Annotated in this window: 20 protein-coding genes, 1 tRNA gene and 3 pseudogenes; 4 read left to right on the top strand and 20 right to left on the bottom strand. The window is 61.3% G+C overall.

Going from position 1 to position 21,660, the window contains the following annotated elements; translation table 11 throughout:
• The first annotated feature begins 97 nt into the window (after nucleotides 1–97).
• Entirely contained in the window at nucleotides 98–334 is a 237-nt protein-coding gene (locus KBX07_RS06985) for an antitoxin (RefSeq protein ID WP_144691027.1), read from the top strand.
• A gap of 205 nt (nucleotides 335–539) precedes the next feature.
• Here the strand turns inward: KBX07_RS06985 and KBX07_RS06980 are convergent, their stop codons facing one another.
• The 20 genes and pseudogenes from KBX07_RS06980 to KBX07_RS06885 form a co-directional block, all read right to left on the bottom strand.
• Nucleotides 540–1,748, bottom strand: a complete 1,209-nt coding sequence (locus KBX07_RS06980) for an IS110 family transposase (protein ID WP_256023537.1) — start codon at nucleotides 1,746–1,748, stop codon at nucleotides 540–542.
• Nucleotides 1,749–2,564: 816 nt separating this feature from the next.
• Complete coding sequence (locus KBX07_RS06975) at nucleotides 2,565–3,515, bottom strand: replication protein RepA (RefSeq protein WP_099299418.1); 951 nt, start codon at nucleotides 3,513–3,515, stop codon at nucleotides 2,565–2,567.
• Between the two features lie 320 nt (nucleotides 3,516–3,835).
• On the bottom strand, nucleotides 3,836–4,159 hold the full coding sequence (trxA, locus tag KBX07_RS06970) for a thioredoxin (RefSeq protein WP_099299417.1): 324 nt from the start codon (nucleotides 4,157–4,159) through the stop codon (nucleotides 3,836–3,838).
• 94 nt (nucleotides 4,160–4,253) lie between these two features.
• Nucleotides 4,254–4,868 carry a CueP family metal-binding protein gene (locus KBX07_RS06965; protein WP_180965366.1) on the bottom strand — a complete coding sequence of 205 codons (615 nt, stop codon included), beginning with the start codon at nucleotides 4,866–4,868 and terminating at the stop codon, nucleotides 4,254–4,256.
• 120 nt (nucleotides 4,869–4,988) lie between these two features.
• On the bottom strand, nucleotides 4,989–5,930 hold the full coding sequence (locus KBX07_RS06960; RefSeq protein WP_070478530.1) for a cation diffusion facilitator family transporter: 942 nt from the start codon (nucleotides 5,928–5,930) through the stop codon (nucleotides 4,989–4,991).
• Nucleotides 5,931–5,932: 2 nt separating this feature from the next.
• Entirely contained in the window at nucleotides 5,933–6,322 is a 390-nt protein-coding gene (locus tag KBX07_RS06955) for a helix-turn-helix transcriptional regulator (RefSeq protein WP_070478528.1), read from the bottom strand.
• A 140-nt stretch (nucleotides 6,323–6,462) separates the two neighbouring features.
• Nucleotides 6,463–6,536 (bottom strand) — tRNA-Cys (locus KBX07_RS06950).
• Between the two features lie 15 nt (nucleotides 6,537–6,551).
• The gene (locus KBX07_RS06945) at nucleotides 6,552–7,070 is read right to left on the bottom strand and encodes a carboxymuconolactone decarboxylase family protein (RefSeq protein WP_070478526.1); all 519 of its coding nucleotides are present in this window, start codon (nucleotides 7,068–7,070) and stop codon (nucleotides 6,552–6,554) included.
• Nucleotides 7,071–7,304: 234 nt separating this feature from the next.
• Nucleotides 7,305–7,649: a hypothetical protein gene (locus tag KBX07_RS06940; protein ID WP_099299415.1), complete on the bottom strand. Its 345-nt coding sequence runs from the start codon at nucleotides 7,647–7,649 to the stop codon at nucleotides 7,305–7,307.
• Nucleotides 7,650–8,042: 393 nt separating this feature from the next.
• Nucleotides 8,043–8,348: a metal-sensitive transcriptional regulator gene (locus KBX07_RS06935; RefSeq protein WP_070478524.1), complete on the bottom strand. Its 306-nt coding sequence runs from the start codon at nucleotides 8,346–8,348 to the stop codon at nucleotides 8,043–8,045.
• Between the two features lie 10 nt (nucleotides 8,349–8,358).
• Nucleotides 8,359–10,446 (bottom strand): heavy metal translocating P-type ATPase, encoded by a 2,088-nt coding sequence (locus KBX07_RS06930; protein WP_202032245.1) that lies wholly within the window; start codon nucleotides 10,444–10,446, stop codon nucleotides 8,359–8,361.
• Nucleotides 10,447–10,659: 213 nt separating this feature from the next.
• Nucleotides 10,660–11,268, bottom strand: a complete 609-nt coding sequence (locus KBX07_RS06925; protein ID WP_070478521.1) for a YdhK family protein — start codon at nucleotides 11,266–11,268, stop codon at nucleotides 10,660–10,662.
• A 97-nt stretch (nucleotides 11,269–11,365) separates the two neighbouring features.
• Entirely contained in the window at nucleotides 11,366–11,695 is a 330-nt protein-coding gene (gene fdxA / locus KBX07_RS06920) for a ferredoxin (protein WP_070478519.1), read from the bottom strand.
• 89 nt (nucleotides 11,696–11,784) lie between these two features.
• Nucleotides 11,785–12,969: an MFS transporter gene (locus KBX07_RS06915; protein WP_070478517.1), complete on the bottom strand. Its 1,185-nt coding sequence runs from the start codon at nucleotides 12,967–12,969 to the stop codon at nucleotides 11,785–11,787.
• 3 nt (nucleotides 12,970–12,972) lie between these two features.
• Nucleotides 12,973–14,118, bottom strand: a complete 1,146-nt coding sequence (locus KBX07_RS06910) for an FAD-dependent oxidoreductase (protein WP_070478515.1) — start codon at nucleotides 14,116–14,118, stop codon at nucleotides 12,973–12,975.
• Between the two features lie 47 nt (nucleotides 14,119–14,165).
• Entirely contained in the window at nucleotides 14,166–14,519 is a 354-nt protein-coding gene (locus KBX07_RS06905) for a metal-sensitive transcriptional regulator (RefSeq protein WP_083290896.1), read from the bottom strand.
• A gap of 67 nt (nucleotides 14,520–14,586) precedes the next feature.
• Nucleotides 14,587–14,838: a YHS domain-containing protein gene (locus KBX07_RS06900; protein WP_070478513.1), complete on the bottom strand. Its 252-nt coding sequence runs from the start codon at nucleotides 14,836–14,838 to the stop codon at nucleotides 14,587–14,589.
• 83 nt (nucleotides 14,839–14,921) lie between these two features.
• Nucleotides 14,922–17,190, bottom strand: a pseudogene (locus KBX07_RS06895) (heavy metal translocating P-type ATPase).
• Between the two features lie 47 nt (nucleotides 17,191–17,237).
• The gene (locus KBX07_RS06890) at nucleotides 17,238–18,179 is read right to left on the bottom strand and encodes a hypothetical protein (protein ID WP_070478510.1); all 942 of its coding nucleotides are present in this window, start codon (nucleotides 18,177–18,179) and stop codon (nucleotides 17,238–17,240) included.
• Nucleotides 18,179–18,388 (bottom strand): heavy-metal-associated domain-containing protein, encoded by a 210-nt coding sequence (locus tag KBX07_RS06885; protein WP_070478508.1) that lies wholly within the window; start codon nucleotides 18,386–18,388, stop codon nucleotides 18,179–18,181. Before KBX07_RS06885 ends, KBX07_RS06890 begins: the two co-directional genes overlap by 1 nt.
• Before the next feature lie 434 nt (nucleotides 18,389–18,822).
• Here KBX07_RS06885 and KBX07_RS06880 point away from each other — a divergent pair, with 434 nt between their 5' ends.
• The 3 genes and pseudogenes from KBX07_RS06880 to KBX07_RS06870 form a co-directional block, all read left to right on the top strand.
• A complete protein-coding gene (locus tag KBX07_RS06880; RefSeq protein WP_070478506.1) occupies nucleotides 18,823–19,032 on the top strand; it encodes a hypothetical protein in 210 nt (69 codons plus the stop codon).
• Between the two features lie 676 nt (nucleotides 19,033–19,708).
• Nucleotides 19,709–20,383, top strand: a pseudogene (locus KBX07_RS11440) (replication initiation protein); the annotation flags it as partial.
• A gap of 497 nt (nucleotides 20,384–20,880) precedes the next feature.
• Nucleotides 20,881–21,660: pseudogene (locus tag KBX07_RS06870) on the top strand (hypothetical protein); the annotation flags it as partial.

Here is a 21,660-nt window from a genome sequence, read left to right as displayed (position 1 = left end):
CCCCCGATGACTTCGAAGCACTCACATCAGCTACACTGACCCAAGCAGCATAGATAACCCCCGACGTGTCCACTTTCCGGGGGTCAGGCCCAACGTCATGACTCGCCCAATTGATGAGCTGTTGCGCCAAGCTGGTGTGCCGTCGTTAGGGTCAAACAACGGCACACTCAGTGGTGGAGAGATGGCAATCGCACGTATTGTCAGTGCTCTGCGAGCAGATTGGGACAGGCTCGATGGTCAACAACAACGTGCGCTTATTACAGCGCTGGAAGCGTCCACACAGGCCACCGAAGAAGCCGAAGCATTCGTGCTGAATCAACTCAAGAAGCACTAAATCGCTCAAGCCCTGCCTGAGGGGCTAGAGGCAGGGCTTGAGTGTGACAGTGACCGTCCGGGGGGGTGTTCCTATATAGGTTGTCAACCTCGCGGGTGGAGAAATCGGGGGCGGATTCTCTCTACGGGGTTGTTTGGTCGTGTGGTTTTCGGGCATGCCTGCTAGCCGACTGGGTTTTCCCAGTCGGCTGTTTCGTTCTTGGTGTTTAGGCTGCGATTCCTTCCTGTTGTAAGGCGGGATCGCGGTAGCACTCGTGGTTGCGCATCATGGCGTAGAGGACGTTGAGCCGTCTGCGGGCTAGTGCCACTACTGCGGCGTTGTGTCTCTTGCCATCACGGCGCTTTCGTTCATAGAATTGCCGGGAACGCTCGTGGAATCTGATGGATGCAAAAGATGATTGCCATAGGGCGTTCTTTAATTTTTTATTGCCGGCACGGTTCAGTGAGTTCGACATGATCGAGGTTCCGGACTGATTCGTTCGGGGCGACAAACCAGCGTAAGAGGCCAAGTGCCCAGCTGACGGAAAGTCGGACATGTCGCCCGCGGTCATGAGAATTTGTGCTGCCGTCTTTGGTCCGATTCCTGGCATGGATAGCAGGATTTGAGTGTGGGGGATGTCGTTGATGAGCTCGATGACTTCCTGCTCGATTTGTTTGCGATGTTCGAGTTTTAAGAGTGCGTCTTTCGCCGACATTGCTATGCCCATTTCGGCATAGTGCGCACCTGCAATGGTGACTGTTTGCTCAGAGATAGCAGCGAATATGGCATCGAGGACAGGTTCGGGATTGCGTGCCTTATATCGTCGAGCAAAGGCAGCTGCCTTGGCTTTTCCGAGGCGTTTTATCTTGGTCGGTCCGCCGTAGCGTGCAAGTAGGTGCAGAACCCACTTGCGGTGGATTATCTGACCGCGAAGGGCCTGTTCGAATTGCGGGTAGCAGCCTACTAGTGCACTTCGAATCTGATTGATGAGCCTGGTGTAGGACCGCGCTAAGTCTTCGTCGATGCCGTTGAGGACTTTCAATTGGAGGAAGGCTTCTTCGACACGGTCGACGCTGCGGAGGGACTCCGGAAGGTTCTTTGCAGCGTGGGCAATGATATAGGCGTCCCGGATATCAGTTTTGGCATTGCCAGCGTGGATGCGTGAGAGTTGACGCATAGCCAAACCGGGAAGGTAGCGCACGTCGATTCCGATATCTTGAGCAACTGCGACAGTTAGTCGACCAATGTTATTTGGCTGGTCCACGACGACAAGGACTTTGTGGTCGTGTGCGCTGAACGTTGAAAACAGTGTGCGCAGGGATTTTTCGTTTTGGTTGATGCGCTTAGATAGCACCTGGGTGCCGTCGATATCTAAGACGCAAGCGTGGTGAAAATATTTACCGACGTCCATGCCGATGACATAGTCGTAGGTCATGCTAGACCTCCTAGCGAATTGAATGAGTATGGGACTTATTTCATCGCTGGTGGTCGGACATACTTCACGCTGGCATCCACATTACTTTGAGACTTCGCACATTCTGTGCGGGTCAGGTTCCTATTAGCAGTCTGGAGTATGTCACTGCCTTCGGTGGCATCACCCCCCGGATCATTTTCAGACAGGGACGAAAACAAGCCATACCGAAGCCAGCGACTAGTTCCACTGCCACAAGGCAGAAGGAACGCAGATAAACATAACCTGCCCCAGCATGGGGCTAGGAGTACGAATCCTGGGCCCCTTCAAGCGGAACTGCCAACAACGTAATGGGGAGGGAGCGGTCTACAAACTATTCTGCGGAGCTTCGACAAAAGTAACAAGGGCGTGCCCACTCCAGTGAGCATTGACAGTAAGGATGAAATTATTGGGGTTCCTTTGTGAGAGTTCTCTTTAAAGATTCTTTGGTTATCTGTAGTCCTGGAGGCTGTGGTCAGTGAGTAGTCCAGGTTGTCTCGGTGGCAACCAAATCTTTGATTTGGGCGGCAGCACAACCGAACGTTAGTGAGGGCGTGAGCCACGATGGAATCTTATTTACTAGTTAGCGTTAGCGTTGACTGGTTGGTTTACCCCTGCTGGATATAGTTCTACAGTTTATAGTTATAAGCGACCAGGGGAAATAGATAAAATCCCAGTTCAAGCCCTGTGGATAACTGCTTGGATATTGGTAAATATGCGCAGCCGTATTGGTAAATATGCGCAGCCTGACCAGGGCATAAAGAAAGCGCCCACAAGGGGGCGCTCACTCGTTGATGAGTATTAATCCAGCTGCGGACGTGGCGGTTTTTTCTCAACTGAGGGAGATGTCTTAGTGACGGTGACTCCATCGAGGTCGGCTTTTATTCCACAATTACGCCATATCGCCTGAACATCGTGGATGGCTTTCTTGATTTCGTTGCGGAAGTTCACCCAGTCTTGCCCTGATACTAGCTCTTTGGTGGCGAAGCTTTGTGCCATCATGTCCCAGGTAAAAAGGTAGGAGTCTCGGTTGTTTTTGCTAAGCCAAAACTGCTTGACCGTTAGCCAGATATAAATGTCCATTGACCGTGGCTTGGTGAGCTGGCGTAGTACAGCAAGGTCGATAGGGATGGGGGCTTCGACAATGTGCTGGAAAAATTGTGGCGTGAGTTTGATGTAGGACTCGATGAAGCTTCCCTGATTAGGGTCGCGTGCATCAAACCATAAGTCCCATTCATCCATAATTTGAGTGTGTTTACCACGTGCGCGTACGCCATCGTCCTCTTTGACGGTCACGCGAGCATCAGCCAGGCGCAATAATTGCTCGCGGATATTGGCCAAGTTCCCTGTTGCGCCACCTGTGCCGCGTCCAGTTACTCCGATGGCTTGGAGGAAGTGGTTCATGGAGTGTCCGAGAGGGATGCGGACTGCTTGCTCAAGGTCTATTTTGCCTGCTTTGAGCTTTCCTGCGTTTTCCACGGCACGGGTGACGATGTAGGCCATGATTAGTCGGGGATATTTGCCGTAGGGCAATCCTCCATCGGCGTAGACAACGATTCGGCCTTGTGCTGTCTCTATGACTCGTTTTTCTTCGTCGGTCTTGCGGTATGGAAATAATGCTTGGACGAAGAGTTTGGATGTGTAGCCAATGTCTTGGGCGTTTATAAGTTCTTTTGCTTGATTAACTTCTCGGTCTTGGGCAGTCTTTTGGGCTGCTTGAAGCTGAGCAATTTTTTCTGGTGGCAGTGCCATGGAAGAATCCCTTTTCTGGTGACACTGCTTAACTTCTTGCAAACCGTGTATTTGGTGTATATGAACGAGGACAGAGGGCCACGCCCGTCGCCGGAGTTCGTGGAATGGCTTATGGATCTGCCAGTCAGATGGATTACCGACACGATGGGCGGACTGACTGCAAATCAGCAGAAGACCGCCTTCGGTAACGGGGTCCTGCCACTTCAAGCGCTCGTTGCACTGCGCAGTCTTGCATTACGTATGCAATCACGCTGAGTCGGGCGACCATCAACTGCCGCGCAACGGTCGGCGGAGTTCGGGAACGGTTCGACGGCCGAGCCTCAGATAATGCCTTCGAGGCGTTGCTCGATCTGCGGCTTCGGCATCGCCCCAATGATCTCGCGCACGATTTCACCCTTGTCGAAGACCTTCATCACAGGGATCGAACTGATGTTGTAGCGTGAGGCGATGTCGGGGTTCTCGTCGACATTGAGCTTGGCGATGAGGAGCTTTCCATCCTGCTCAGCTGCAATCTGGTCCAGGACCGGCGCGATCGCACGGCACGGGCCGCACCAGGCTGCCCAGAAGTCCACGAGAACGGGGACCTCGCTCTGGAGCACAACCTCTTCGAAGGCCTGGGTGTCGACGGTGGTGACTTCGCTCATGGGACTGCTTTCCTTCCTATTACACGTCGCGTGCGATAGACCGCGCGCACATCACAACACCCTACCCGGTGGGGGTATTCCCGTGGTGCTAGTTTTAGACCAGTCGCATCGTGGTCAGGCAGGTTTGCGCATCGTCGCCGACGGTCGAAAGTTCGGAGGTGACGGTCTGGCCGTCGTGGGTGATCGAGATCGATGTCTCGATGCCTCGGGGCAGCCAGATCCCGACGAAGCCGTTGTCGAGGGTTCTCAACTCCTCGTCGACGATCGTCTCGCCGGTCGTCGCATCCGTCACCGTTACGGCCACGTCTGCGTTGCGCAGCTCGCCCAGGCATCCGGTCGGGCTGTGGTAGTAGCAATCATGGGTCTGCGACCGATACGGGGCAACGGATACGTAGATCTCGTCACTGGGCAACCGCACCTCTGTCGCGTGCTCGTGCTGATCAGTGAGCGTGACCATCTCCGCAGTGATCGACGTGGTCAAGGTCTCCGTGCGATCGTCCAGCGGGATCGCATCGAGCGTTTCGACCAGCTCCCGCACGTCGAGGCCTTCGAGACCATTCTCGACAAGAATCTCGGCTCCGCTGGCCGAGGTGGCTGAGGGTGAGTCGTTGGCGGCCGCGCATCCGGTGAGCAGGAAAGCGCCGATCACGACGGTGGTTGCAGCGGTTTTCTTCCCGCCGTACTTCGGCAATGACCTGAGGTTTTTCATGGGATTCCTTCTCGTGCCTGCCCGTGGTGCCAATTGGCCATAGTACCCCATAGGGGTAGTGCCTACCTGTGTGATGCGGAAGCGCCCCGCCCGGTACGAGCCCGGGAGGGGGCGCTGCGTTCAGTCGTGCTTGCTGACTTCCGGTTCATGTTCGGCAATGTGCTCGGTCTCGATCTGGAAGGTTGCGTGATGGACGGAGACCTCGAAGTGTCCTGCGACGCAGTCTTTGATCTCTTGGAGCATCTGGGCGGCATGACCGTCGGTGAAGCATTCGTCGTCGACGACGACGTGGGCGGTCAGGGTCGGTAGGCCGGTCGCCACAGTGGAGGCGTGCAGATCATGAACATCCTGGACGTGGTCGAGTTCGAGGATGTGTGAGCGGACTTTGTCGAGGTCGAGGCCCTTAGGAGTGAACTCCATGAGGACGCCGGTGGTCTCGCGCATCAGCTTGAACGCGCGAGGCACGATCAGGGTGGCGATGAACAGTCCGGCGATGGCGTCGGCCTGCATGAACCCGGTCGTGGAGATCACGATCGCCGCGATGATCACTCCGAGTGAGCCGAGGGCGTCGTTGAGGACTTCGAGGAACGCGGCACGCATGTTGAAGTTCGAACCGCGGCTGGAGGCGAGGATGGTGATGGCGATGATGTTCGCGACCAGGCCGATGATGCCGAAGATCAGCAGTTCGCTTGCGGGCACCTCCGGCGGCTCGAACAGTCGCCGGATTCCTTCGATGGCGGCGTACGTGCCCACCACCAGCAGCAGTGCCGACTGTCCGAGGGCTGCGATCACCTCGATACGTCGGAACCCCCAGGTGCGCTTGGAGTTGGCGGGCTTGAGCATCAGCGTCCCGGCGATCAGTGCGACCAGTAGGCCGACGGCATCGGTGATGGCATGGGCGGTGTCGGTTAGCAGTGCGAGGCTGCCGGTGATGACCGAGCCGATGGCCTGGGCGACGACGATCGTCGCGGTGATCGAGAATGCGATCCAGAGTTTCTTGCGGAAATCTCCAGGGTGCCCGGTCTCGCTGGCTGCGGGGCCGTGATTGTGTCCTGCGCCCATGTCTACTTCTTCTCCGTATCTGTCGCGTGGTGGGTATGTGGGAGTCGCAGGTGCGTGCAGAGCAGGGCCTGCGTGCCGGTGGCATCGAGGAGGCATTCGGCAGCGGCGACGAGGGTACGCAGGAGTTCGGGCTGTGTCAGCGAGTACCAGGTGGAGCGCCCTTCCGGGCGCATCGTCGCCAGGCCGCACTCAACGAGAAAGCCGACATGTTTGCTTACCGTGGACTGGGCCAGGCCCATGTGCTCGACCAGATCGCGGACCCGGTGCTCGCCCGAGGCGAGGTGCTGCACGATCGCCAACCTCGTCGGTTCTGCAAATGCCTGGAACAGGTGGGCGTACGCTGCTGTCGCCACCTCGTCGAGGGTTGCCCCCTCTTGTTGATTCATAGTCATATAGCGATTATATCGCTCTATGACGATATTGTCGAGTGTGATCTGTCGCTCGATGCGAAATGAAGCTCAGAGGTTCCGGCGCGCCCGAGGGTGGACTGCCCGCTTCCTGCGACGCGTGCCTTATTGGATTCGGCGGAAAGTGGAGGTGCCTACGGGACTCGAACCCGTGTACAAGGTTTTGCAGACCGCTGCCTATCCTCTCGGCCAAGGCGCCAAGTCGCCGGCAAGATCAGTCGCCCGGCGTGAGGCCGGCAACCAGGTTGAAGGCGCCGGTGAGAATGTTCAGCGACACGACCCCGACGACATCAGAGATCTCACGGTCGCTGTACCCGAACCCCCGAAGCTCGTCGATCTGCTCGTCGGTGATCGACGCAGGCTCACGGTAGACCTGGAGGCCGAGCGCGATCATCGCCGCGACCGGGCCGGTCATCGCCGTACCCTGCTGGGCGAGTGCGATCTCGTTATCGCTGACCCCGAGTGATCGTGCCGCGCTGATGTGCGAGGCCAGGCACATTCCGCATCCTTGCTGCGACTGCACGGCGATCGAAACGAGCTCGCTGACCTTGCGGTCGAGCTTGGCGCGACGCATGGCTTTGCTCAGCTGGAGATAACCGCCGAGCACCGCCGGGGAATGCGCCATCGTCGAGACCATGTCTCCGACCTCGCCGTGCCGCTCGACGAGATCGCCGAGCAAGTCTCGTGAGCTCCCCACTGCGGTCTCAGGGGTCAATCGGGAAAAACGGGGCATAATGCCTCCTTAGTCAGTTTGGTCGCGAGTTCGAGGTTGAACCCGCAGGGATGCGTTCCTGCTGCTGATGCCCGGCATGTACACCGGTCAATAGGTAGAAGTCGCCGGACTCGCGTTGCTGCCGACTCACGATCCCGGCCGCATCCAGGTGCGGTGTGTCATACGTGGCGTGCGCGTGTTCAGCCTCTCTCATAGTCACCAATCCTACCCTTTACCCCTATGGGGTATCAAGTATTATCCGATTGGTTTGAAGGACTCGGAGACGCGTGGCCGGGTGCGGCGGATTGAGGTGAGGCCAGAGACGACGGGTCCGCGCAGGAGTACGTGTCCAGTCGGAAGGGTCAACCGCGTCCAGCGGCCGGCGGTGGAGATCGCGGCCTCTCCTTCGGAGCTGAGGAACCCGAAGACGTAGGCGGCGAACGCGACGCCTTGTGGCAGCGACGCGAGGGCTGTGTCCGGGGTGCCCCAGACCATGCCCCGGATCTTGCGGGCGACATCGTCGCCGGGTTTGTCGGGAAGTGCTTGGGCCACGGCCTCGATGCCGGCACGGACGCTACGCATCAGCGTCAGACTGGACACGTCCGCAATGTATCTCCACCCGTGTTGTGGGGGTTCGACGCTGGTCCAAGCGGGTGCCAGCGAGGTCTCCGGCAGTTCGAGGGACAGGGGGTCGACGGTCGCGGTCAGGGTTTCGACGGTGACGTCGCACTGCAGCTCGGGGTCGGAATGGAGCGTGCGAAGGACGAGGATCGTAGGGGTGCGGTCGAGCGGACCACGGGGCGTTGGTACACCGCACTCATGCGCAGCAGCCCGGCCGCGGCCTGCAAGCGCACGCCGTGGGCGCCGGCTCGCCTGGCCCGTTGAGCGAAAGTGGGCGCATCGCGGGCGGACGGCGTGTCGGTGAGGATCAGGCGTGGAGGGCGTCGTGAGGGCTTCCCGCCGTGTCCTGGAACGCGGCCTCGGGGTCCGGGATTAGGAGCGGACGAGTCGGTTGATGGCGTCGGTGGCTTCCTGTATCTTCTCGACGGCCGCCTCGTCGCTGAGCTTCGCTGCGTCGAGCACACAGTGCTTGAGATGATCGTCGAGTAGACCGGTCGCGACCCCCTGGAGGGCGCGGGTCAGGGCGGATACCTGGGTGAGGATGTCGATGCAGTATTTCTCTTCATCGATCATCTTCGCGATCCCTCGGGCTTGACCCTCAATGCGCTTCATACGGCCGAGGTAGCGCTCCTTGTCGTTGATGTATCCGTGCTGATGAGAATCGGTGTCGACAGACATGGGCATGTCCTTACTTCTGGCGTTCCAGGACGGAACGCGTGCTGGCTTCGGGTGTGAGGTCGATGCGCCGCAGGAGTTGGGCGTTGAGCGCGACGACCACGGTGGAGGCCGACATCAGGATCGCGCCGATCGACATTGGCAGGACGAATCCCACCGGTGCCAGGATGCCGGCCGCAAGCGGCACGGAGATGAGGTTGTATCCGGCGGCCCACCACAGGTTCTGCTTCATCTTACCGTATGCGCGTCGTGAGAGCTGGATGATGGAGAGCACCGACCGGGGGTCGGAGCTGGCCAGGATCACCCCGGCCGAGGCGATGGCGACATCGGTGCCGGCGCCGATCGCGATGCCGACGTCGGCCTGGGCCAGTGCCGGGGCGTCGTTGACGCCGTCGCCGACCATGGCGACCTTCTTGCCCTCGTGCTGCAGTTGGGCGACCTTGGCGGACTTGTCCTCGGGGCGGACGCCGGCGAAGACGCGGTCGATGCCGAGCTCCCGTCCGACCTCGTTCGCCACGGCCTCGGCGTCGCCGGTGATCATGACGACCTCGACGCTCAGGGCGTGGAGGGCGTCGACGGCGTTGCGGGATTCGGGGCGGATCTCGTCGGCGAGCTTGAGGCCGCCGACCACCTGGCCGTCGCGGAGGACGTGCAGGATGATCGCGCCCTCAGAACGCCATTCCTCGGCTGTGCCGACCTCGTGCTGGCCGGTCTCCTCAAGCAGCCGGGGGCCGCCGACGCGGACCTCCTGGCCGGCGACAGTCGCGGTGACTCCGACGGCGGGCGAGGATGAGAAGCCGCTGGCCTGCTGAAGGGCGAGGCCCTTGTCCTTGGCGGCGGCGACGATGGCCTTGGCGAGCGGGTGCTCGCTGTCGGCCTCGGCCGAGGCCGCGAGGGCGAGGACCTGGTCGGCGTCGAGGTCGCCGGTCGGTTCGACGCCGGTGACGGTGGGCTCGCCCTTGGTCAGTGTGCCGGTCTTGTCGAAGAGCACTGCGTCGACCTGCCGCATCGACTCCAGGGCGAGGCGGTCCTTGACCAGCACGCCGCCGCGGGCGGCGCGCTCGGTGGCGATGGAGACCACGAGCGGGATCGCCAGGCCGAGGGCGTGGGGGCAGGCGATGACGAGTACGGTGATGGTACGGACCACGGCCTCGTCGGGCATGCCGATGAGCGTCCAGACGACAGCGGTGACCAGCGCCGCGCCGAGAGCGAACCAGAACAGCCAGGCCGCGGCCTTGTCGGCGATCCGCTGGGCGCGGGAGGAGGAGTTCTGGGCCTCGGTGACGAGCCGGTTGATCCCGGCCAGGGCGGTGTCGTCGCCGGTGGCGGTGATTTTCACCCGCAGGCCGGAGTCGGTGGCGACGGTGCCGGCGGTAGCTGTCTCGCCCTCGCCCCGAGAGACCGGGCGGGACTCGCCGGTGATCATGGACTCGTCCATGTCGGCGCGGCCGTCGACGATGGTGCCGTCGGCCGGAACGCTGCCGCCGGGGCGCACGATCACGACGTCACCCACAACGAGGTCGGCTGGGGCCACCTTAACGACGTTCTCGCCCTCGACGCGCTCGGCCTCGTCGGGCAGCAGTGCAGCCAACGAGTCGAGCGCCGAGGTGGTCTGGGCCAGGGAGCGCATCTCGATCCAGTGGCCCAGCAGCATGATCACGATCAGCAGCGCCAGCTCCCACCAGAACTCCAGCTCGTGATGGACAAGCCCGAGGGTCGCGGCCCAGGAGGCGAAGAAGGCCACCGTGATCGCCAGAGCGATGAGCAGCATCATCCCGGGCTTGCGGGACTTCAACTCGCTGACGGCGCCGGTGAGGAAGGGCCTGCCGCCCCAGACGTACATGACGGTGCCCAGTACCGCGGCGACCCAGCCCGCCCAGCCGGGGACCTCGTAGCCCAGCAGCATGGAGAACATCGGCGAGAGGGTGACCGCGGGGATGGCGATGACGAGGTTGATCCAAAACAGCCGGCGGAACTGGCCAACGTGGTCCCCGTGGCCGCCATGGCCGCTGTGATCTCCGTGGCCGCCATGGCCGCTGTGATCTCCGTGGACACCGTTCTCATCGAGGCCCGTGTGGTCTGAGTGCTGCCCGTGGTTCATGGCGTGGCCCTGGTGTCCAGTGTGCTGGCCCTCGTGCGTGCCGTGCGCCTCCGCCGAGGCGTGCGCGGACACAGACCCGTGGTGATGCTCGCCGTGAGCGGGTGCATCGGTTCCGTGACCGTGGTGCTGGTGTGAGTTCGGGTCCGTCATCGTTCTTCTCCTTCGTCATCGAGCCATGCCGCTCACCCGGTCGCCGGGCAAGCGAACGTCGGCTCAGGGCGCTGGTTGGATCTCGCTCTCGACGACCCACTTGTGGTTCGTCATCTTCATGCCGTCCGTCTCGTAGTCGACCATGTAGACCGTCTCATCGGTGGACGAAGCGATGGTGGCCCTCGCGCCCTCCATGCCCTCCATGTGCTTGGCGAGCAGCGTCACCGCTGTGCCATCGGTCAGGCGCTCGTCGCCGGCATCCTCGATTTCTTCCTGCACGACCCACTTGTGGTCCGTGACGGGGTCGCCGCCACCTGCGTTAGTGTAGTTCACGGAGTACGTGTACGTGTCGAATGCGCCGGAGATCGTCGCTGTCGCACCGTCCATGCCTTCCATGTGGTCGGCCGTGAGCTGTACCTCTGTGCCGACCGGGTATGTGGGGTCACTGGCTTCGGCGATACCCTCGGGTGCCGGTCCGCCGTCCATCGGGTGCTCCATCGAGTGATCCATTTCCTCATCTCCGCTTTCTGCATTGTCGCCGCCGTGGCCCTGCTCCTCAGTAGCCGAAGGGTCGGTCTGCTGGTCTTCGTCTGCTCCGCTGCTGCAACCGGCGAGCACGAGTGTCACTCCGAGCACTCCTGCTGCCAGCCCTGCTCGCAGTCTCCTCTGCATGTCAGCTCCTTTCATCATGACACCTACCCTATACCCCCCAGGGGTACTAGTCAAGGATTGCGCGTTGTACCGGCGTGAATCGATCGAATTGTCCTTCTCAGAGGGACTGCTCATGTTGGATGGGCAATGCGGCGATGAGGGGATGGTCGAAGCCCGCCGGTCCGATCTTCGCGGCTCCACCGGGAGAACCAAATTCGTCGAAGAACTCGACGTTGGCCTTGTAGTAGTCAGACCATTCGTCGGGCAGGTCGTCTTCGTAGTAGATGGCCTCGACGGGACAAACCGGTTCGCAGGCTCCGCAGTCAACGCATTCGTCGGGATGGATGTAGAGCGAGCGTTCGCCCTCGTAGATGCAGTCGACAGGACATTCGTCGATGCAGGCGCGGTCCTTGACGTCCGCGCAGGGAAGCGCGATCGCATAGGTCATGGCTGCTCTTCTTGGTCGGGTGCGGTTCGGCGGCGAGAGTCGGTGGGGAGTTCGGAGAAGTCGTCAGTCTCTGCCGGATCTGCGGCCGGCTAAGGAATGCGCAGGCGTAGGACGGTGGCTGCAAGGCTGAGGGCGATGATGATCGCACCGAGGACTGTCATCGTTCCTGACAGGGTGAGTACCGGCACGAGCAACCCGGCGACGATGGTGGGCACGCCGAATGCCAGGTAGGCGACCGTGTAGATCACAGCCATCACGGCGGCGCGTTCCGACGATGCCGTGTGGGGCATGAGTGTGCGCAGCACCCCGAGGAACGCTGTGCCGAACCCGGAACCGACGATCGCGACCGACACGACGTAGGCCGGGTAGGAACCGAGTGCGAGGGCGACGATGCTCGCTGCGGTGCCGAATGCCAGGGCGCTGGTCGCATACAGGCTGATGGTGCGGGCGGAACGCCGCTGCAGGACGGACGAGGCGGTGATTCCGGAGATCGCCAGTGCGAAGATGACGATGCCCGCGTGGGTGTGCGTGGAGCCCCCGAGCTCACTGCCGACGAGGCCGGCTCCGAGCGCGAGGAAGAGTCCGTTGGTCGCCCACCCGGCGATAATCGCGGGCACACCGGCGGTGAACATGCGGCGCAGGTGCAGTGGCACCATAAACCGCGGGCGGAGGTCGCCACGTCGTATCCGGGTCTTGGGGACCAGTTCCGGTGTGCTCCACACCGTCGCTGCCACGGTGAGGAAGGCGAGCACGAGCGGGCCGAAGACCGCAGTTGTCGGTTCGGGGGTGAGATCGAGGAGCAGCGCAGCACCGAGTGCCCCGGTCCCGAGACCGATCATCGGCCCGATCGTGTTCCACAGGGCTGCGATGTTCGGATGCGACGGCGGCTCGAAGTCGATCATCATCGCCGACAGGGCCGGGATGAGCAGACCCGCTGCGAGTCCTTGCAGAGCGCGGGCGACCAGGAGTGTCGCGAGGCTGTCGGCGAACCAGAACATGGCCAGGCTGAGTGCCAGCGCCAGGGAACCGGCGGTTACGACCGGACGTCGGCCGATGTGATCGGAGAGCGGTCCGAGGTAGAGCAGCGCGGCCAGGAGGGTGAAGGTGTAGACCGCGAATACGAGTGTGGTGGCGACGGGGACGAGTCCGAGCTGTTCTGCGATCTGGGGGTAGAACAACGACGGCGCGCTGGCAGCCGCCATCATGAGAATGGTCGCTGCCATCGCGAGCGCGAAACCCCGCCGCGGGATCTGCCTCGTATAGTCGCCCGCCATCGTCTATGCCTGCAGGCCGTGGAGCTGCTGACCCCACTGGTAGACGGTGCCGACCGCGTCGATGCCGGTGACGCCGACGACGGTGCCGTCGGTCTCGTGGCGCACGATGAACTCCTCGCCGGCTTCCACCTGGGCGTCTGCACCAGCGGTGTACCCGACTCCGGAGATCATCTGACCGTAGACCAGCGCCATGTAGGGGCTGCGCGGCAGGTAGGTGCCCGGATCGTCGCTGATGTCGAGGTCGTGCAGTGCGGCCTGTGCGGCGTGCGTGCCCTGCGCGGCGGCGTCTTCCCAATGGTCGATGCGCCAGACGCCCAGTGCTTCGTCGTGATGCGTAGCTACACCTCCGGCGGCGTAGACGTGGTCTGCTGCGGCACGGAGGCGATCATCGACGTCGATGCCGTTCGTCCACGGCGACGGGGCTGCGGGCGTCGTGCCGAGCGCAACGAGGAGTAAGTCGGCCACGATGCGTTGATCGTCGTCGAGGGTGATGGCAACACCGGATTCTGTTTCGTCGACATGCTGGAGAGTGCGACCGAATCGAGTCTGCACCTTGGCGGCATGGTCAGCGGCGAGGCGCTCAGCCACCGGCGCCCCAAACGCTCCGATGCCGGGAACAGAACTGCGAGAGACCAGCATGACCATGTGTCCGTCGGCTTGCAGCGACGAAGCGGTCTCGGCTGCGATGATTCCGCCGCCATAGATCGTCACTCGCGCCGGCCGTGCCAGGCTGGTCAGCAGATCGCGGATACCCATGGCATCTTCCAAGGAGTGCAGAGCAGTGACCCGGCCTTGTCCGACGTCGTCGCCTTCGAGTACACCCGCGGGCAGAGAGCGGGGCACGCTCCCTGTCGCGACAATGAGCGCGTCGTAGGAGACCTGCGCGCCGGAGGTCAGTTGGACCCGCTTCGCCGTAGTATCGACATCGAGCACGGTGTCGGCGATGACCTCAATCTGAGGTAGCGGGAGCTTGATCATCTCCGGCGGGGTCGGGCCGAACGCGATTCCTTTGATGAGCATTCGCGTGTAAGGCGTCTCCCCGGTGCGGGTCACCATCGTCACCCGGACGTCGTCACGTGTGGCGAGAGTGCGGGCGGCTGCGGCTCCGGCTGCTCCTGAACCGAGGATGAGGACGTGTTGTGTGGTCATAGGGAAACTCCTGGGCTGCAGGTCGTGATCGATTTGGTGTGCGGGCGTCAGGAGCGAACGAGACGGGCGATGGCCTCGGATGCCTCGCCGAGCCTCTGCTCGCTGACTGGTCCACCGGCGAGGGCGGCGTCGAGGACGCAATGCTTGAGGTGATCGTCGAGCAGTCCGAGGGCGACGTTTTCGAGTGCCCTGGTGGCTGCGGAGATCTGGGTGAAGATGTCGATGCAGTAGCGGTCCTCATCGATCATCCGATCGATGCCGCGGATTTGGCCTTCGAGGCGCCGCAGGCGATTGCGGTACGTCGCCTTGTCGCTGATGTATCCGTGGACGGACGGATCGCCGTCGCCTCCCGCCGGGCAGGTGTCGATGTGAGGTTCGGTCATTGAGGTCGGGGTGGTCATGTCGGTTCGCTCCGATCAGGTGCCGGGGTGCCGCAGCGGTGCCGCGGCACCCCGGCACGCTGGTGGATTACGCCATGTTGGCGGCGTATTTGGCGGGGTCCGAATCAAATGCGGGGCCGCAGCCGGCGCAGCAGAAGTAGTAGCGCTCGCCCTTGAAGTCGCGGTAGAGGCCGGCGGCCTCGGCGGTCTTCTTGCTGACCGGGGTGCCGACCATGACCGGGCAGGTGGTCATGTCATCGGCGCCCCCGCCGAGCAGGTTCTCGCGTCCACCGTTCTCGGCGGCGGGGTTAGTCTCGTTCGTGCTACAGCAGTTGCTCATTTTCTGGTGTTCCTTCTGTATCGGATTCGTATGGATGGGTGGGTTCTGTATCGGATTGGTATGGATGGGTGGGTTCTCGTTCGTCACTTCGTGGCGACGCTCTTGAACCCGCGCAGGCGGAGGCTGTTGCCGACGACGAAGACGCTGGAGAACGCCATCGCCGCGCCTGCGAGCATGGGGTTGAGCATGCCCAGCGCTGCGACTGGGATCGCGGCGGTGTTATAGGCGAATGCCCAGAACAGGTTGGTCTTGATCGTCGAAAGTGTCTTCCGAGACAGACGGATCGCGTCGACCGCGGCCCGCAGGTCGCCGCGGACCAGGGTGATGTCGGAGGCCTCGATCGCGACGTCCGTGCCGGTGCCCATCGCCAGGCCCAGATCGGCCTGCGCGAGCGCGGGGGCGTCGTTGACGCCGTCGCCGACCATCGCGACGATCTTGCCCTCGCCCTGGAGACGGGTGACGACGTCGACCTTGTCCTTGGGCAGCACCTCGGCGATGACCTCCTCGATGCCGACCTCGGCGGCGATCTGGCGGGCCACGGCCTCATTGTCACCGGTGAGCAGCACCGGGGTCAGGCCGATCTCCTTGAGCCCGCGGATCGCCTCCGCGCTCGTGGGCTTGACGGTGTCGGCGACGACGAGGATGCCGCGCGCAGCACCGTCCCAGCCGATCGCGACGACCGTCTTGCCTTCACCCTCAGCTTGAGCCTTCGCCCGTGCGACCTCCGGAGAGAGCTTCTGTGACCAGTCGGCCAGCAGCGACTCGCGTCCGACGACGACCGGGGTGCCCTCGACGATGCCCTGCACGCCCTTGCCTTCAACATTGGCGAAGTCCTCGGGCGTGGGCAACTGGCCGACTTCCTGGGTGGCGCCCTTGGCGATCGCCTGCGCGATCGGGTGCTCCGAGGAGTCCTCCAACGCACCCGCGAAGCGCAGCAGCTCGGCACGGTCCACACCGGATTCGGTGATCACATCTGTCAGGGTCATCTTGCCGCTGGTGACGGTACCGGTCTTGTCGAGCACGACGGTATCGACCTTGCGGGTGGACTCCAGCACCTCTGGGCCCTTGATGAGGATGCCCATCTGCGCCCCGCGGCCGGTGCCGACCAGCAGCGCGGTCGGAGTCGCGAGTCCCAGCGCGCAGGGGCAGGCGATAACGAGCACGGCGACCGCTGCGGTGAACGCGGCGGCGACGGGGAATCCGGCTCCCAGCCAGGCGCCGAGGGTGATGAACGCGACGACGATGACGATCGGCACGAACACGCCGGAGATCGTGTCAGCCAGACGCTGCACCTCGGCCTTGCCAGTCTGCGCATCCTCGACGAGCTTCGCCATCTGCGCAAGCTGCGTGTCCGAACCGACACGGGTCGCCCGCACGACAAGGCGGCCGCCCGCGTTGACGGTGGCACCGGTGACCGAGTCGCCCTCGCGGACCTCGACCGGTACGGACTCGCCGGTGAGCATGGAGGCGTCCACCGCGGAGGAGCCGGAGACCACGATGCCGTCGGTGGCGATCTTCTCACCCGGACGAACGATGAACTCGTCGCCGACCTGGAGGTCAGAGGTGGGGATCTTCACCTCAACGCCGTCGCGGAGCACGGCGACTTCCTTCGCGCCGAGCTCCAGGAGGGCGCGCAGCGCGGCCCCGGCCTGGCGTTTGGAGCGCTTCTCGAAGTAGCGGCCGGCGAGGATGAACATCGTCACGCCCGCGCCAACTTCGAGATAGATGTTCGCCGCGCCATCCGAGGGAGCGATCGTGAACTCGAACGGGTGCGTCATCCCGGGTGTGCCAGCGGTTCCGAAGAATAGTGCGTAGACGGACCACAGCAGTGCGACCGAGGTGCCCATCGAGATGAGTGTGTCCATCGTCGCGGTACCGTGCTTGAGGTTCGTCCATGCGGCCTTATGGAACGGCCAGGCTGCCCAGATGATCACCGGGGCGGCAAGCGCGAGTGAGGCCCACTGCCAATATACGAACTGCAGTGCGGGGATCATGGCCATGGCGATCACGGGAACCGTGAGCACAATGGCGCCGACTAGCCGATGGCGCAGCGAGGTGAGCTCAGTGTCTTCCTCCTCCCCGGCCTCGGTCTCCGACGTGTTCGCCGTGGTGCCCTTGGGCTTGGGCAGCGCAGCCGTGTAGCCGGTCTTCTCGACCGGCGACCAGCAGGCCCGGATCGTAGCCGGCAGGCACGGTGACCTTGGCCTTCTCGGTGGCGTAGTTGACCGTGGCCGCGACGCCCTCGAGCTTGTTCAGCTTCTTCTCGATCCGGTTCGCACAGGAGGCGCAGGTCATCCCGCCGATCTCCAGCTCGATGTCCGGCCCACCGATGGGGGGCGCTAATGTACTCATCCTCTTCCTTCTCTCTTCATCTCTCGTGCGACGCCAGGCCCTGCGGGTCAGTGGCCGCCGGTATGCGAATCGTCTGTCTGCGAGCCGTCACCATGCTCGGCGTCGATCACGAACTCGGCGGTGTGCACCTGCCCATCGACCTGGAAGTCCAGGTAGAGCAGGTAACGGTCGGCGGTCGGGGCCTCCGCTGCGAATCCGATCTCGGGTCCGGCCGTGTCCCTGGCCTGGGGCTCGTCGCCCTCGGCGTGGACGTGCAAGTAGGCGAGGTCGCCTTCGCGCAGCGCCACCAGGTGGCCAAACGCGCCCAGGTAGGGCTCCAGCGTGGTCACCGGCTGACCGTCGCGCTCGACCGAGATGGTGAGCTCGCTTGAGGTGCCGGCGGTAAGGTCGCCATTCAGGGAGACGGTGTATCCGTCGACCTCGTCGGTGGTCTGTGACTCGGTCTCAACAGGGGCGAAGTCGCCCGCCACCTCGACGGCGCGAGTCAGGGTGATCCCTTCGGCTCCCTCGCCCTCGGGTGTGAAGTCGGCGTACACGCGGTAGGTGCCCGCCTCGTCCCAGGTCCACGGCACCGACCAAGTGCCTGTGCTCGTGTCAAGCTCGGGGTGCACGTGCTGGAAACCAGTACCATCGGTGCGAACGGCGATCAGATGCAGGTCCTTCTCGTGCGCGGTAGTGTACTCGGTCACCGCTTCGCCGGACTCGTCGAGGATCTGGAAACTCAGGTCTCCATCCTCGCCTGCAGCCGTGGGAGCCTGGACTGGGGAAAGTACGAAGCCGTCCGCGCTTGCGGAGACCCCGTTCAGAGTGGGCTCCGCAGTTTCTTGCGCAGCGCCGCCGTGTCCTTCACCGTGTGTGTTCACGTCACTTCCTTCTGCCCATGCTGCTACGAAGCTGTCAGGAATGACGGCGCCGGCAAGGCCGAAGGCCCCGCCGAACGCCACCACCAGCCCGGCCCCGTAGAGCGCAAGCCGTCCTCCGGCCTTCATCAGACACGCACCGCCGAGTAGCCGGCCTCCTCGACCGCCGCGAGGACCTTGGCATCGTCAATCTCGCCCTCGGCGGTGACGTTAAGCTTGCCGGTCTGCGCGCTGACCTGGATGTCCTGGACGCCGGGGATCTCACCGACTTCCTCGCGGACCGACATCTCGCAGTGCCCGCAGGTCATGCCCGTCACCTGGTAATTGTTCGAAGCCATTATGTATCCTCCTTGTGTCTCTGTAGTACCCCTACCGGGTACCTGTACAAGTCAACAGTATACCCCTGGCAGGTATTCCGCAAGAAGGGGGTGGTCGTATGAGCCACATCGCACGCGTGCTGCAGACGATGGCTGGAGCGTCCGACATGCGCCTCGTGGCGAAACGATGCTGCGGGGCGACCCGCTGGACGGTGTCGCTGCGCGTCGGAGAGTAGTGGTCCCGGTCTAATGAGAACCGTGGACTTCCTTGCCACGTCGGCGAAGGCAGTGACGACCGGTACGGGCCGGACACCACCAAACACCGATCAGTCGCTGGTGCTCATGGTACGAAGCCGGCCATGTCAACTGGATTCGCAGGCGTTCGAGATTGGTGAGTGGAACAGACGAATCCCAGCTGGAGTGCTCAGTTACGCCGGAGACAGTTAGCAGCCCCTGTGCAGGCATTAGTCAGGAAAAATAACCCCTCACAGGTTGCTGGCACTGACGCTTTTAAAAACAAAGGGTTCGGCGCACTCGTGCAGGCGGCCCGGGAGTCTCAGGAAGTCTTCGAAACCATCACGGCAGATCCAGGCAACCTCAATAAGTTCCTGGAGGTGCTAGCGCACATGATTGTCGCCGCCAAGGACGAGCAGCAGTCAAAGTAATCATCACGATAGGCACCCTGTATTAGTGATTACCGGTAGGGGTGCCCTCATCTAGTAGTTACGTGGCGAGAACGGATGATTACCGTAGGAGTTGCACTCTTAGTACTCTGAAGTGTTCGTATTCGATTGACTCAGAAATCATTAACGAGTTCTAGCCCTGCCTGAGGGGCGAGAGGCAGGGCTAGAACTTATACATAGTGGCCGTTCGGGGGGAAGCAGCCTATAACCATTGTGCGGAGCTTCGACAAAAGTCACAAGGGATTGTTCACTCCAGTGAGCATTGGCAGTGAGGAAGAAAGTACTGGGGTTTATCTATGTGGTTTCTCTTTAAAGGCTCTTTGGTTATCTGTAGTCCTGGAGGCTGTGGTGCTTGGAGTAGTCCTGGTTGCCTCGGTGACAACCAAGCCTTTGATTTGGACGGCAGTACACATGAGTACCGCTAACCCCTATGATCCATAGTCGATGTCTTGTATCTATGCAGGATACTCTGCGGTTTTAGCATTTGTTGCAATATATTTCAAACACTGTTACTGCAGGTAAAACATATCTTTATGTGTGTCTCGCACAAAATGACAGTCATGTGTTTTACAGTTGAGAGATACTAAAGACGAAAGAAGGCCACTCGGCGGCAACCAAGTGACCTTCGCTTATCACCCAGTAGTAGCTGGGGGAAAGCATGTGCATGATTCTATCTAATGATTCCTCTCCGGGCACTTTGACCGGTGCGCGTGTTGGTACGCCATCTAGAGTGCGCCAGGATTGCGCAGGTCTAGATGATACTCCGGCAAGTCAGCTTGACCGGGAAAAACTTCTCCAGCATCTTGGGCGTGATGCGCTACACGGTTCTATCAGCCGTGACTTTCAAAGTGCTTACCGTGTCGTGGTAGATGAAGAAACCGGTAAGAAGCGCAGCGTTCCGAGACTTTATCGCACTGATTCGGAGAAACTCGGTCGATGTGAATACGTCATGCTGACGAATAAGCAATATTCTGCGGTTATGGTTATTGATGTTGACCAGCCCGGAGAATCTGGAGGCCATCCAGTTCATCTCAATGCTTATGTTAAAAGCGTTATCTTCGCCCTTGTCCAGCGAGGCATTGGGCCAGCATGGGCCGGGATTAATCCGCTAAGTGGTAAAGCTCAGTTTATTTGGCTGATTGACCCGGTGTATACCGGCAAAAATAAGCATTCCAGCAATATGGAGCTGCTAAAAGCTACGAGCCAGGAGTTAGGCGCTCTTCTCGCACATGACCCGCACTTTGCGCACCGTTTTAGTCGTAGTCCTTTTTATACTGGTAAGTCAGTAGAGGCATATCGCTGGTATCACCAACACGATCGCGTCATTCGCCTCCAGGACTTTCTAAGGCAGGTGCGTGAGATGGCTGGACACCCTCAGTACGGTAAAAACATGCGTCAGCAATTTAGCTCTGGTCGTGAACTCATCAATGCAGTGAAGGCTCGTCGAGAAGAAGCCCAAGCCTTCAAAGCTCTTGCAGAAGATGTTGAAAACGAAATAGGCGCAGGACTTGATCAATATGACCCAGAACTGATCGACGGCGTCCGTGTCCTTTGGATTAGTCAAGGGTGCGCGGCCCGTGATGAAACGGCGTTCCGCCATGCTTTAAAGACCGGACACCGGCTCCGTGCTGCTGGACAACGCCTCACCGATGCGGCCATCATCGATGCCTATGAGCATGCGCTACAACACGCGCAGACGACACTCCTGGTGCAACCTTCTAGCCCCCGATGACTTCGAAGCACTCACATCAGCTACACTGACCCAAGCAGCATAGATAACCCCCGACGTGTCCACTTTCCGGGGGTCAGGCCCCTGTCGAGGTCGGTCCGGTGGGGTTTACCGGGAAGAACGTTGGCGATAACCCCGCCGAGTGGGTAGCTAGTAACGAGGGACGCTGGTTCTACGGTGGTGCAGAGATTTTGAAGCCGGGCGACGAGAAGCTGCCTAAGGTGACGCTGAAGCTCAAGGCGACTGGTGAGCCTGGCTCTACCGTACAACCATCCATCCGGAAGACGGATGCTACAACGCTCAACCCCGACGCATTCGTACAGGGCTTGGTCCAGGGGAGCACGAAGGTGTTTTTCTCAGAGAAAAACATCAACGCGTTGGTTCGCTGCGGTCTCTCTGAGGATTACACCGCCCCTGGCGGTAAGAAAGCAGCTGCAACTCCGTTTCCGGCTGTAAAGATCGTTGAAAAAGAGGAGTCGACTGAAGAACAGTCGGTTCCGGTCTCCCCTACAACCCAGGAATCGTCTGCACCGGTGACGTCTGAGGAGGAGAAGTTGACTCCGAAAACGACAACGTCCGCTTCGGAGGAGGCCGAGCCGACGACACCAACCGATGCTTCGGCGACGTCTGAAACGAACGACGAGGAGTCGAGCACTACTTCGACCACGTCCGAGAAGGACGACAAGGAATCCAGCAAGCCGGCTGAGCCGACTGATAAGCAGGACGAGAAGCCGACGACGACGACCACCGAACAGGCTGAGCCGACTGACGAGCAGAGCGAGAAGCCAACGACTACTACCTTGACGACGTCTGAAACGAACGACGAGGAGTCGAGCACTACTTCGACCACGTCCGAGAAGGACGACAAGGAATCCAGCAAG

It is taken from the genome of Corynebacterium sp. CCUG 70398, from assembly GCF_024454055.1.
GTDB lineage: Bacteria > Actinomycetota > Actinomycetes > Mycobacteriales > Mycobacteriaceae > Corynebacterium > Corynebacterium genitalium.
Note: the sequence above shows the minus strand (reverse complement) of the source record. Positions and strands in the feature narration are given on the sequence as shown.